Source organism: Allofournierella massiliensis (genome assembly GCF_004345265.1).
GTDB classification, from domain to species: domain Bacteria; phylum Bacillota; class Clostridia; order Oscillospirales; family Ruminococcaceae; genus Allofournierella; species Allofournierella massiliensis.
In genome coordinates, this window is sequence record NZ_SLUM01000004.1 from 24,582 (window position 1) to 37,671 (window position 13,090).

At 58.8% G+C, this 13,090-nt stretch carries 13 protein-coding genes; all 13 read left to right on the forward strand.

Going from position 1 to position 13,090, the window contains the following annotated elements:
* Positions 1-15: 15 nt before the first annotated feature.
* The 13 genes from EDD77_RS03000 (at position 16) to rpmE (ending at position 13,017) form a co-directional block, all read left to right on the forward strand.
* A complete protein-coding gene (locus EDD77_RS03000; RefSeq protein WP_058965765.1) occupies positions 16-1,407 on the forward strand; it encodes a UDP-N-acetylmuramoyl-tripeptide--D-alanyl-D-alanine ligase in 1,392 nt (463 codons plus the stop codon).
* A gap of 15 nt (positions 1,408-1,422) precedes the next feature.
* The gene (gene mraY / locus EDD77_RS03005) at positions 1,423-2,430 is read left to right on the forward strand and encodes a phospho-N-acetylmuramoyl-pentapeptide-transferase (protein WP_058965767.1); all 1,008 of its coding nucleotides are present in this window, start codon (positions 1,423-1,425) and stop codon (positions 2,428-2,430) included.
* 63 nt (positions 2,431-2,493) lie between these two features.
* Positions 2,494-3,855, forward strand: a complete 1,362-nt coding sequence (locus EDD77_RS03010) for an FtsW/RodA/SpoVE family cell cycle protein (RefSeq protein WP_242868441.1) — start codon at positions 2,494-2,496, stop codon at positions 3,853-3,855.
* A 30-nt stretch (positions 3,856-3,885) separates the two neighbouring features.
* Positions 3,886-5,031 (forward strand): undecaprenyldiphospho-muramoylpentapeptide beta-N-acetylglucosaminyltransferase, encoded by a 1,146-nt coding sequence (murG, locus tag EDD77_RS03015; protein WP_058965769.1) that lies wholly within the window; start codon positions 3,886-3,888, stop codon positions 5,029-5,031.
* 39 nt (positions 5,032-5,070) lie between these two features.
* Positions 5,071-6,489 (forward strand): cell division protein FtsQ/DivIB, encoded by a 1,419-nt coding sequence (locus EDD77_RS03020; protein ID WP_058965771.1) that lies wholly within the window; start codon positions 5,071-5,073, stop codon positions 6,487-6,489.
* 377 nt (positions 6,490-6,866) lie between these two features.
* Positions 6,867-7,556, forward strand: a complete 690-nt coding sequence (locus EDD77_RS03025) for a YveK family protein (RefSeq protein ID WP_172733307.1) — start codon at positions 6,867-6,869, stop codon at positions 7,554-7,556.
* A gap of 3 nt (positions 7,557-7,559) precedes the next feature.
* A complete protein-coding gene (locus tag EDD77_RS03030; protein WP_058965775.1) occupies positions 7,560-8,303 on the forward strand; it encodes a CpsD/CapB family tyrosine-protein kinase in 744 nt (247 codons plus the stop codon).
* 21 nt (positions 8,304-8,324) lie between these two features.
* Complete coding sequence (locus EDD77_RS03035) at positions 8,325-9,080, forward strand: tyrosine-protein phosphatase (RefSeq protein WP_058965777.1); 756 nt, start codon at positions 8,325-8,327, stop codon at positions 9,078-9,080.
* Between the two features lie 65 nt (positions 9,081-9,145).
* A complete protein-coding gene (locus EDD77_RS03040; protein WP_058965779.1) occupies positions 9,146-9,790 on the forward strand; it encodes a hypothetical protein in 645 nt (214 codons plus the stop codon).
* A 195-nt stretch (positions 9,791-9,985) separates the two neighbouring features.
* On the forward strand, positions 9,986-10,711 hold the full coding sequence (locus EDD77_RS03045; RefSeq protein ID WP_058965781.1) for a class D sortase: 726 nt from the start codon (positions 9,986-9,988) through the stop codon (positions 10,709-10,711).
* A gap of 17 nt (positions 10,712-10,728) precedes the next feature.
* Positions 10,729-11,616, forward strand: a complete 888-nt coding sequence (locus tag EDD77_RS03050) for a hypothetical protein (protein ID WP_058965783.1) — start codon at positions 10,729-10,731, stop codon at positions 11,614-11,616.
* Between the two features lie 81 nt (positions 11,617-11,697).
* Positions 11,698-12,561, forward strand: a complete 864-nt coding sequence (locus tag EDD77_RS03055) for a M15 family metallopeptidase (RefSeq protein ID WP_172733308.1) — start codon at positions 11,698-11,700, stop codon at positions 12,559-12,561.
* Positions 12,562-12,813: 252 nt separating this feature from the next.
* Positions 12,814-13,017, forward strand: coding sequence for a 50S ribosomal protein L31 (rpmE, locus tag EDD77_RS03060; RefSeq protein ID WP_058965787.1), 204 nt, complete (start codon positions 12,814-12,816; stop codon positions 13,015-13,017).
* Positions 13,018-13,090 lie beyond the last annotated feature (73 nt).

Below are 13,090 nucleotides of genomic sequence, written 5' to 3' on the forward strand. Positions count from 1 at the left end.
AAGGAGGCAGTTGCAATGCAGCCGATCCCTGCAAAGATGCTGCTTGCCGGGCTGGCCGAGGCCGGTTCGGTGGGCAGCGAAACCATCACCGCCGTGGTGACGGACAGCCGGGCTGTGTGCCCGGGCTGCGTGTTCGTATGTTTCCCCGGCCAGCGGGTGGACGGCCATGACTTTGCCGCAAAGGCAGTGGCGGAAGGGGCCGCCTATGTGGTGGCCAACCATCCGCTGGAGGGTGTTCCCGAGAAAAAGCTGGTGCTTTGCCCCAGCAGCCACCACGCCATGGTGCGCATGGCGTCCAACTACCGCATGCTGTTTCACCCCAGAATGATCGGGGTCACCGGCAGCGTGGGCAAGACCACCACCAAGGAATTCTGCTACGCCATTCTCAGCGCCTTTGGTCGTACCATTAAGACCGAAGGCAATCAGAACAACGAGATCGGCGTGCCCAACACCCTGTTCCGCCTTTCCGACGATACCGAGTATGCGGTGGTGGAGATGGGCATGAGCGCCCTGGGCGAGATCGAGCGGCTCAGCCGGGCCGCCCGGCCCGGCGCAGGGCTGATCACCTGCATTGGTGTGAGCCATCTGGAAAGTTTGGGCAGCCGGGAGAATATCCTGAAAGCAAAGCTGGAAATCTGCACCGGCCTGCCGGACGGCGCGCCGCTGGCCCTGAACGCGGACGATGAGTATCTGCAGATGGCCCGGCGGGAGGGGATGATTCCCGACCGTCTGCGCCCGGTCTGGTATGGCATGGACGCACCGGAGGCGGATGTGCGTGCGGTGGAGGTGAAGACGCTGGAAAACGGCATGGCCTTCACGCTGGAGGATCGGGAGCACGGCAGCTTTGCAGTGACCATCCCCGCGCTGGGGCTGCACAGCGTGTACGACGCGCTGGCCGCCTACGCTGCCGCCACCCGCATGGGGCTGGCTGCGGCCCGCTGCGCGGCGGCTCTGGCGGATTACCAGACCACCGGCATGCGCCAGAAGGTGGTGGAAAACGGTGGCCGGGTGTTCATTGAGGACTGCTACAACGCCAGCCCGGACAGTATGCGCGCCAGCCTGAACATGTTCCGGGAATATCCCTGCAAGGGCCGGCGGTTCGCACTGCTGGGCGATATGCTGGAGCTGGGCTCCATTGAGGAAGAGGCCCATCGGCAGGTGGGGCGCTGGGCGGCACAAAGCGGCCTGGCCCATCTGGTCACACTGGGCTCCGCCAGCCGGTTTGCGGCCGATGAGGCGGAAAAGGCGGGCCTTGCGGTGACCCGCTGCCAGACCCACGAAGAAGCGGCGCAGGCACTGAAGAGCCGGATGGCTCCCGGCGACGCGCTGCTGGCAAAGGGCAGCCGGGGCATGCGGCTGGAGCAGGTGCTTCAGATGCTGTATGCCGAAGCCCAAACAAACGATTAAGAGGAGAATCAAACTATGGCACGTTACGCGCTGATTCTGGCGGCCGCCTGCGGTTTTATGATCTCGGCGGTCTCCGGTCTGTTCATTGTTCCGTTTTTACATAAGCTGCACTTCGGGCAGACCATCAAGGAGATCGGCCCCACCTGGCACAACAAAAAGCAGGGTACCCCCACCATGGGCGGTCTGTGCTTCATTCTGGGCACCGTATTCGCGGTCTGCCTGGCCCTCACCAGCCTGCTGCACGGCAGCCCCGAGCTGATGGGCGGCCCGGATTCCCGGGGCCTGTATCTGGCCATCTTCTCCGCCTTCGGCTTTGGCCTGATCGGTTTTCTGGACGATTTCATCAAAGTGGTAAAAAAGCGTAATCTGGGTCTGCGGGCCTGGCAGAAGATCGTTGGCCAGCTGCTGGTGACCACTGCGCTGCTGGCCGGGCTGTGGATGAACGGTACCCTGAGCACCAGCATCACCCTGCCCTTCTTCGGCATGGTGGATTTTGGGATTCTGTTCTACCCGCTGTCCTATATTCTGATCATCGGTGTGGTGAACGCGGTGAACCTGACCGACGGCATCGACGGCCTGTGCTCCTGCGTGACCTTTGTGTCCATGCTGGGCTTCCTGACACTGGTGAGCTTCCTGGGCCAGTTTGTGATGTCCATTCTGCCGGCGGCCCTGGCCGGTGCGCTGGCCGGTTTCCTGATCTGGAACTTCTACCCGGCCAAGACCTTCATGGGCGATACCGGCAGCATGTTCCTGGGCGGCGCGGTTGCCGGTCTGGGCTATGCCATGGGCCGGCCGGAGATTTTGTTCTTCTTCGGTGCGGTCTACATCTGGGAGGCGGCCACCGTGGTGATTCAGGTGACCTACTTCAAGCTGACCCACGGCAAGCGCATCTTCAAGATGACCCCCATCCACCACTCCTTCGAGATGCGTGGCTGGAGCGAGGTGAAGATCGACGCGAGCTTCAGTGCACTGGAGGCCCTGTTTGTTGTGCTGGGGCTGACCTTTGCCTATTTCTATTATTGATTTCATCCCTTTGCCAGGCTGCTTCCGCAGCCTGAGTACCCCTGAAAAAGGAGGTCTGTGGCCATGACCGATATGGCACGGCACGGCGGTACGGCCCGCCAGACCTATCGCGCACCGGGTTCACAGTCTGCCACGCGGCAGCGGGCGGAGCAGATGCGCCGCGCCGCCCGGCAGGCCCGGCAGGCAAGCCAGGCCCCGGTGCGGATGTTCTACAAGCATCCCGGCAAGCTGAACGGAGCTTTCCTTGCCAACCTGATCATTTTGCAGGTGTTCGGCCTGATCATCCTGTTCAGCGCCAGCTACGCCACCTCACTGAACAAGTTCGGCAACAGTTATGAATATGTGGGCCCCCAGACACTTTACGCAATTGTGGGTCTGGCGGCGGCACTGCTCATCTCCCGGGTGGATTACCACTGGCTGCGCCGGTTTGCCTGGCCGCTGTATTTTGTAACACTGGGGCTTCTGGTGGTGGTGCTGTTCATGCCGCCCATCAAGGGCTGCCGCCGGTGGATCAACGTGAGCGGTCTGCCCACCATTCAGGTGAGTGAGATTGCAAAATTTGCTCTGATTCTGTTGCTGGCCCATCTGTTTGCCCGGTATCAGAAACGGATTGAGGGCCAGTTTCCCGGTGCGGGCCCCATGCAGAACCTGAAGCTGAGCATTCTGCTTCCCGGCGTTCTGCTGGCGCCCATTCTGCTGCTGCTTCTTCTGGAGCCGCACCACAGCGCCATGATCCTGATGTGCTGCATTGCCGCGTCCATCATGCTGGTGGGCGGCGCGCTGCTGCGCTGGTTCTTTTTGGCGGGCGGCGTGGCGGTTACTCTCATTTCCCTGCTGCTGGTTACCCGCGGCGGCTATGTGGCGGAACGCCTTCAGGGCTGGCTGCAGCCCTTCTCGGATATGCAGGACTCCACCCGCCAGACCGGCCAGAGCCTGTACACCATCGGTTCCGGCGGACTGTTCGGGGTGGGCATCGGCAACAGTGTACAGAAGCACATGTGGCTGCCCGAGGCCCAGAACGACTTTATTTTCGCTATCCTGTGCGAAGAGCTGGGCTTTGTGGGCGCGGTAATCTGCATCCTGCTGTTCCTTCTGCTGATCGTGCAGGGGATTGTGATTGCATGGAACGCGCCCGACCGGTTCGGCAGTCTGCTGGTGGTGGGCTGTATTGCCCAGATCAGCTTCCAGTTCCTCTTCAATGTGGCGGTGGTGACCAACACCATCCCCAACACCGGCATCAGCCTGCCCTTCTTCTCCTCCGGCGGTACCAGCCTTTTGATGCTGCTGGGTCAGATGGGTGTGGTGATGAGTGTGTGCCGGGCAGGCAACCGGAAGAAGGCCGACGAAAAAGCCGCGGCCGAACAGGAAAAGCAGGCGCAGCGTGCCCGGGAGGAAGAGGATCCCTATGCACGTTTCCGCCGCTGATCCCTTAATGTTTTGAAGGAGGTGCTTATCATGCGCGTATTGATCGCAGCCGGTGGCACTGCCGGCCACATCAACCCGGCACTCGCCATTGCGGGCGCTATCAAGCAGCATTGCCCGGATGCCGAGATTCATTTTGCCGGCCGAAAGGCGGGCATGGAGTATAAGCTGGTGGGGCAGGCGGGCTATCCGTTCCATCACATCGAGGTAAACGGTATCCAGCGGAGCCTGACCCCGAAAAATATCCTGCGTAACATCGAGGCGGTGTGGCATCTGGCTCTGTCCGGGCCCCGGGCAAAGGCTATGATGCGGCAGGTGCAGCCGGATCTGGTGATCGGCTGCGGCGGTTATGTGAGCGGCCCGGTGGTGCGCTGCGCTGCCAAAATGGGCATCAAGACCGCCATCCATGAGCAGAACGCCTTCCCCGGTGTGACCAACAAGCTGCTGGCAAAGGATGTGGATGTAATCTTTGCCGCCGTGCCCGCAGCGGTGGAAAAGCTGGGCGCACCCCAAAAGACCACGGTGGTGGGCAACCCGGTGCGGCCGGAAATCTTCCAGCAGGATCGCACCGCCGCCCGCGCCAAACTGAACGCAGGGGATCGCACCGTGATCCTGAGCTTCGGCGGCAGTCTGGGTGCCCGACGCATCAACGAGGTGGTGGCCGATCTGGCCGCCTGGGAGCAGAAGCAGCCCCGCAACATCCTGCATCTGCACGCCACCGGCAGCCGGGGCGTGGAGCTGTTCAAAAATCTGGCCAGTGAAAAGGGTTTTTCCTATAATGAAAATCTGGTGGTCAGCGAGTACATCAACAACATGCCCGAGCTGCTGGCCGCGGCGGATCTGGTGATCAGCCGGGCAGGCGCGCTCACACTGGCCGAGCTGGAGGCGGTGGGCCGTGCGGCGATTCTGATCCCCAGCCCCAATGTGGCCGAGAACCATCAGTACTACAACGCGCTGGAGCTGCAGAAGGCCGGAGCCGCGCTGGTGGTAGAGGAAAAGGATCTCACCGGCGAAAAGCTCATTACCATGGTGGAGGAGCTGCTGGCCCAGCCGAGACGCCTGGCTCAGATGGGAAGCAATGCCCAGCGCCTGGCCGAGCCTCACAGTCTGGATAAGATCTGGGCAAAACTGGCCCAGCTGATGGGGCTGGAAAAGGCAAAGAAAAATAACGAAAAGTAATAATTCAGGAAAATAATACAAAAGAAAGGAGGGGAGCCGGTGGCGAAACGGCAGATCAGGCGAAATTCAGGTCGGCAGCCTGCGCAGAACAGCGGCCAGAGCGCCCGGCGCGTTCAGGCTGTGGACGGCGGCAGGCGACAGCAGCAGACCCGCCCGGCCCCCCAGACCGGTTCCCGGCGCAGAGAACCCCAGCCGGTAAACCGGACGGCCCGGCAGCGGCAGGGTTCGGCACCGCAGCCCGATTACCGGCGGCAGAACACCCGGTATCCCCACGGAACGCAGCAGTATCCCCACAGTGAACAGCCTTATCCCGGTCAACATACGGCTGCCCGGGTAAGGCCGCCCCGGCGGCTGACGCACAGCGAGCTTCGCCGCCGCCGTCGCCGCCGAAATCTGCTCATGGCATTTCTGGGGCTTCTGGTGGTGGGCATCGGTGTGGTTCTCTCGCTCACGGTGCTGTTCAAGGTGGAGACCTTCCGCATTGAAAATATGGACGGAAGCACCCCGGCGAATACCGGCATTTATACCGAGGACGCAATTCTTGGGGCACTGGGTGTGCCGGTGGGTGAAAATATGTTCCAGTTCTCCGCCGCCCAGAAGGAAAAAAGCATGGTGGTAAGTCTGCCTTATCTGGAACGGGTGGAGATTCGCCGTCGCTTGCCCAGCACGCTGGTGATTCGGGTGGAACCTGCGGTGGAAACCTGGTGTGCCCAGTCAGACAGCGGATGGCTCACATTGAGCGACGGGCTCAAGATTATGGCCATTGGGGAAACGCAGCCCGAAGGCCTGCCCGCACTGCTGGGGCTGGATATTGAAGCTCCTGTGGCCGGTTACTATCTGAAGCTGGCCACCCCCAACGCCACGGCGACGCCCGCACCGGCGGCTTCCGGTGTTTCCTCCAGCCAGACTTCCAGCACAGCGTCCACCTCTTCTTCGTCAACGGGCGAAGAGAACGGGCACGATCCCCTGGAGGATGTGAACCGGCTGTTGGCGCTGCTCTGGACCTATGAGCTGAAGGATGACTGCACCAGCATCCAGTTCGGGGAAGCCAATGAGCTGTATTTTATCTATCAGAACCGGGCCAAGGTGCTGCTTGGTACCTTTAATAATCTGGACTATAAGCTCAAATTTGCCGCCTATCTGCTGCACAATGAGGACGGCAAGGGGATTGGCGATACCGAGCAGGGCACGCTGGATGTATCCCATCAGCTGGAGGATGGCAGCCTGCGGCCCACCTGGTCGCCCGGATCCATCACAGCTTCGGATTCCGCTGCGTCCGATTCCGCGCAGACAGAGCCGGCCGGCGAAGGCGATACCGGACAGGGCGACGGAACCGCCCAGACGGATGAGGGAACGGACGGACAGACCGATGGAGCAGAGGGCGGCGATCAGGCTGCCCAGACGGATACAGCCGGTGCGGCGGCAACGCCGGAGCCCACTGCGGAACCGGCTGCATGAGCGAATACGGTCATCGGTTTTACAGCGGGGGAGCGCAGGAAGCTGCGCTCCCCCCTTTCTGCGCCCGGAAACGGGTGACCTGAGAGGGGAAAATCTGGCAGGAATGGTTCCGTTTAAGGGAAAAATATCCTGATTCAGGGAGAAAATATGCACTTGGTGACAAACCTGGTATGAATTTATCTAAAGAATAAATCCATGGACGGAAATCCTTTATGCGAGTTTACGAAAAATATCTTTTGCCTTGCAGGCCAAAAACGTTTGTGATATACTTTAAAGCGTCGTCGAATGGTTTCAAATAAATTCTTAACCATCCGAATAAAATGACGTTTTTAATAGGGCAAAAAAGTCCTTTTTTATCAATTACTGGGGGAAAGACTGTGGAGCAAGAATACGAGACCATAGACCTGCGTGAAATATTTTTCATGCTGAAAAATAATCTGCTGGCCATTGTGGCAAGCACCATCGTGTGCGCTATTGTGGGCTTTCTGGTTACCAATTTCCTGATCACTCCGCAGTATCAGGCCAGTGCCACCATGATCGTAAACTCGCAGCAGAGCCAGACCAGCACCAACCTGACCAACGATATGCTGACCACCGCCAAGAATCTGGTGGCGACCTACGGTATCATCGTAAAGAGCGACACGGTTCTGGATCAGGTAATCGAAGAGCTGGGCCTGGATATGACCTATGAGCAGCTTGCCGACCGGGTAAGCGTGTCTGCGGTGGACTCCACCCAGGTCATGCAGATCTCGGTGCAGGATGAAAACCCTGCCGAGGCCAAGGCTATTGTGGGTAAAATTGTGGAAATCGCCCCCGATGTGATTCAGGAGGCGGTGGAAGCCGGTTCCGTAAAGGTCATCTCGGATGCCCGTGTGGGGGATGCCCCGGTTTCGCCCAACAAGACCATGAACACTGCCATTGCCGGCCTGCTGGGTCTGGTGGCCAGCGTGGGCTTTATTTTCCTGAAGGAAATGCTGAACAATACCTTTAAAACGGATGACGATATCCAGAAGCATCTGGGCTTTACCGTACTGGGCGTCATTCCGCAGGTGGAAGTGGAGGACTGATCGATGGCTTTCAAATTGCCCGCTCTGGGAAAGAAAAAGAAAAAAGATCAGCCCATCAACCGCAAGCTGCAGATCATCTCGAAAAACGCTCCTTTCCAGTATGTGGAGGCGTATAAGACCCTGCGCACCAACATCAATTTCATGGCTGCCAGCAACAACTATCGCCGGCTGGTGATCACCAGCTCGATCCCCGGTGAGGGCAAGAGCAACGTGGCCATCAACCTGGCCATCTCGCTGGCGGAAAACGGCAAGAAGGTGCTGATCATCGACTGTGACCTGCGTAAGCCGGTCATGCATAAATATCTGCGCATCACCCGCCGGGCCAGCGGCCTGACCAACGTGCTCAGCGGTGAGGCAACCCCCGCGGATGTGATTGTGCATTTCAGCGATCTGAACATCGACGTAATCACTGCCGGTGTGATCCCGCCCAACCCTGCGGAGCTGCTGGGCAGTGCCCGCATGGGCAAAATGCTGGACAGCCTGTCTGCTCAGTATGACTACATCATTATGGATACTCCTCCCGCATCGGTGGTTACCGATGCAGCGGTGCTGAGCGCACTGGCCGATGGTGTGATTTTTGTGGTGGGCCACGCGAACGCCACCATCGAGTCGGCGCAGCTGGCCAAGAAAAACCTGGAGGCGGCCAATGCCAACATCATTGGTGCCGTGCTCAACGGCTTTGATCTGAAGAGCACCAGCCGCGATACCGGCTACTACTATTCCTACGAATACGGCTATTATAAATAAGAGATAAAGGAGAGCGGCCCCATGACGGACCTTCACAGCCACATCCTGCCGGGAATTGACGACGGCGCACAGACCGTGGACGACTCCCTGGCGCTGATCCGGCGGCAGCTGGAGCAGGGAGTGGATGAGATTGCCCTCACGCCGCACTTCAATGCCGAACGCACCAGCGTGGAGGAATTCACGCAGCGCCGGGCAGAGTCCTTTGCGATTCTGCAGGATGCGGTAAGCAGAGAAGGCCTTCCGGTCAAGCTGAAGCTGGGCGCGGAAGTGTTCTTCAGCTCCGATCTGCTGGAGCTGGATCTGGATCCGCTGCTTTTGCAGGATACGCCGTATTTGCTGGTGGAATTTTCCCCCATGTTTTACCCCACCTGGGCCAAGGATATTTTCTACAACCTGGGGCTGCAGGGCATCACGCCGCTGCTGGCCCATGTGGAGCGATACCCCTACATGCTCAGTGATCCCACCCGCCTGTTCGATCTGGTCAATGCCGGAGCGGTTACTCAGGTGAATGCCAGCAGCATCATGCGTGCCGGCAGCCGGCAGGCGATGATTCAAAAGTTTTTGCGGTGGCAGCTCGTTCACGTGCTGTCTACCGATACCCATTCCGTGGACAAGCGCCCGCCTCTCATCGGCCCGGCCATGCAGAAGGTCGAAAGCTGGCAGGGCGCCGACACGGTGCGTTATCTGCGCCAGAACGGCGCGGATGTGTTTGCCGGGCTGGAACCCCAGCTCCGGGATGCCGCCAAACCGAAGAAACTGTTCGGCCGGTGGTTCTGAATTCCATTTGATATAGCGCGGATATTCCGCGTTATATAAATATTTGGGAAAGGAGGACGATACCAATGAAGAAGGTTATTTCTACCGTTGCTGCTCTGGCTCTGGCTGCTGCTATGGCTACCTCCGCTTTCGCTGCTGGTTCTGGTTACACCAAGGACGAGCTGAAGGCTAAGGCTGCTGAGTACTCCAACCAGGCTGCTGCTTACGGTGTTGACATGGCTCAGGTGAACGCTGCGATCGACGGTCTGACCGATTCCGCCAGCGTTGATGTGGCTGCTGTTAAGGCTGCCGCTGAGAAGGCTCAGGCTGCTCTGCAGACTGCTAACAGCCAGACTGAGATCGGCAACATCGTGGACACTGCCCTGGCTGAGATGAAGGCTGCTGCCGGCAACAACAGCGTTGAGGCTGGCGATGTTTCTGTTCAGCTGAACCTGGATGGCTCTGCCACCGTTAAGGCTGAAGTGAAGGTTGGTGGTGTTTCCATCACCGCTTCCAAGACCACTGTTGCCAACACTGACCGTGCTCCCGAGTGGACCGACAGCTCCAGCAAGGCTGACAGCACTACTGCTGCCACCTCCGGCGCTGCTGCTTCCACCGCTGGCGTGATCAAGGCTACCGGCCTGAACACCACCGGCGCCGCTGTTGTGGCTCTGGCTGTGGCTTCCGTTCTGGGCGCTGCTGCTGTGAAGGCTCGCAAGCTGGGTGAGTAATCACTCGAACAAGGCAAATGATGTGTTTGCCACATAATTTGCCCGCGAACAAGGAAAGGAACCCGTTGTGCTAACTTTCCTTGTTTTTTGTGTTTTATAAAGGTTTTTTGCCTTTTGATATACATTTGCCACTGCCGGCTTGCCGCTCAGAACGGGAAGTGCAGGGCAAGCATCTCTTGAAAGGGGGCTATCCAAATGCCCGTATATCATCGGCCGGACGATTCCCGGCCTGTCCGTCCGGCTCCTTCCCGGCCCAAAGCGCCGCTCTGGCGCAAAATGCTCAGCTTTGTGGGGGTGCCGGTACTGTTTGCCGCGCTTACTGCAGGGGTGCTGTATCTGGCTGCCATTCCCACGGTAGGGCCCTATGTGGGGCTTGCCCGTTACATGTTCAGCAAGGAGGAAGAAAGCCAGCCCGCCAATTTGTATGAGGAGCTGGCAAACAGCATTGAAAATGCCACCACGGTGCCGTACAGTGAGCTGGTGTATCCCACGAAGGGCGACCAGTATGGTCAGATTACCATTGAGGGTACCAGCGTGGATGCGCCGCTGTATTACGGCGATTCCACCCGCGAGCTGAACCGGGGCGTGGCAACCTATGCGGATTCTACGGGCGCGGGTATCCCCGGCGAGAGCAAGACCGTGCTGCTGGCGGGCCATAACAACACCTTTTTCAATGGCCTGCAGGATGTGGAAGAGGGCAGCCTGATCCACATCGATACTCATTACGGCAGCTATGTGTACCGGGTAACCGAGATGAAGGTGGCCGATTATCAGGATGCCACCACCTACGATTTCACCCGCACGGACGAAAACCTGATTCTGTATACCTGCTACCCCTTTGACGCACTCGGCTTCACGCCCCAGCGTTACTTTGTGTACGCGGAGTATGTGTCCGGTCCGATGATCGACAAGAGCAAATAACAGGGAGGCGGCAAAGGATGAAACAGAAAAAAATCCGCAGAAATGCTGCCGGCCCGGTGATTACCGGAGCGGTGGCATGGGTGCTCAGCTTTTTGCTGGTGCTGCTCACGGTGCTGGGTGTTGTGGCGTGTACCGTATGCAATTCCCGCTATCTGCGCAGCCAGGTGCTGGAGAGCGGTTTCTGCCAGGCCACGCTGGAGCAGCTGAACGAAAACTACATCAGCTACGGCAATGCGGGCGGCATTCCACAGGAAGTGATGACCAGCATTGTGACCGAGGATCAGATCCAGCAGGACATGTTCCGGGCGGTGGAAGCCCTGTATCAGGGAGACCGGCGCCTGATCGCCCATCCGGAGGTGGCCGAAGCGGCAGTGGAAGCCATCGAAAACAATCTGGAGGAGCGGGGCATTCAGCTGACGGACGAGATCCGCGAGGCGGTGCAGGAGATGGCCAGCGGCTGTCAGGTGGACTACGACAACTACGTGCAGCTGATCGTGGCGCCCTACATTGCACCTTATATGGCGCGCATCACCCAGATGGTATGGATCGGGTTTGCAGTGCTGGCGGTGGTCTGCGTGATCGCACTGGTGCTGCTGATGCGGCTGCAGCCTTCCGGCGCGGCCCGGCTGCGCTGGTGCATTAACGCCTTTTCCGCAGCGGTGCTGTTCAGTGTGGTGGTTCCGCTGCTGTTTAACGGGCTGATTCGGATGGACCGGCTGAATCTGAAGCCGGAGACTCTGAAGATGCTGGTAGCGTCCTACACACACGGCGCGGTTGAAGTATTTTTCTACTTCGCACTGATCTATGCAGTGGTGGTAATTGCGCTGGCCATCGCCTGGCGTGCGGGGCTCAAGCAGTATCGCATGGTCTACCGCCGGGAGAAGGAAGAGCGGGAGGAAGTGTAAGAAATCCCGCACAAAACGGCACGAGGGGGGTAAACCATGCCGCATGAGATGAAATATTTTACTCCGGAAGAGGAGAAAAAAATGCAGCAGAGTGCTGCGCAGACTGCAGCTCCGGCGCAGAAGGTGCGCTGGTCAGCGGAAGGCGGTTCGGAGCCGGAAGGAAACGGTTCCGGCGGCCGGAAAATCTGGATTGCAGTGCTGGTGGTTCTGATTGCGGCGGTGTTGATTGCTGCTGCCCTGTTGTGGGGCGGCAGGTTTGGAAAGAGGGAGCAGCCGGAAAGCCAGCCGGTATCTTCGCAGGCGGCCAGCGCTTCGGCCGAGCCGACTGCAGAGCCTTCTCCCACGCCGGTGCCCGGCCCTGCGGTGACCGCAGAGGACTGGTTCGCGGTGCTGAACGGCCCGGGCAATCCGCTGCCCGAAGGGTTTGATCCCCAGACGGATGCCATTGACGGTGCGGGCTATTATCTGGACAGCCACGCTGTGGAGGATTTCTTCGCCATGCAGCAGGCCGCTCAGGAAGCGGGGCTGCAGCTGAAGATTATTTCCGGTTTCCGCAGCACGACCCGCCAGCAGCAGCTGTATGAACAGGAAGTACAGGCACTGCTGAATCAGGGGCTGGATCAGGCTGCCGCGGAGCAGCAGGCTCAGCAGGTGGAGCAGAAGGCTTACGAGTCGGACCACAACACCGGCCTTGCCGTGGATCTGGTGCCCCAGTACAGCCAGACCAAGAATGCCGAGACCATTGTGCAGACCCCGGAATATCAGTGGCTCAGCGAGCATGCGGCGGAATACGGCTTTGTGCTGCGCTATCCGGAGGATAAGCAGGAGATCACCGGCGTGGAGTTCAAGCCCTGGCACTGGCGTTATGTGGGCAAGGAGCTGGCCTCCTTCCTGACCGAGCAGAATCTTACGCTGGAAGAGTACTGGCAGCAATATTTAAGCTAAACAGTACGAACTGTAAAATGCTTTAAAACGGGAAGAACCATTCAAACCGGGTTCTTCCTGTTTTTTTTGCAGGCAAAGAGCAAAAAAGCTTGCATTTTGAAAGCATGCGTGCTATACTATTTTGGCAATCGTTCCGACGGCCGCTCCATACGCACAGGATGGTGTATGCTGGTGGCCTCCTATTGAAGGTTGTGATGGGCGCATGTATCAAGCATGGCCCCCTTAGTCATTAACCAGAAAGAGGTGAAAAGAATGAAACAGGGCATCCATCCCAATTATGTGGACTGCACCATCACCTGCGCTTGCGGCGAGGTCATCCACACCCGTTCCACCAAGCCTGAGATCCACGTTGAAGTTTGCTCCAAGTGCCATCCTTTCTACACTGGCAAGCAGAAACTGGTTGACACCGGCGGACGTGTTGATCGCTTCAACCGTCGTTTCGGTCTCAAGAAGTAAGATCCAAAAGCCAAAAAGGCGGTTTGTTTCAAACCGCCTTTTTTGTTGTCTGTAAATGAGAAAAGAGGGAGGG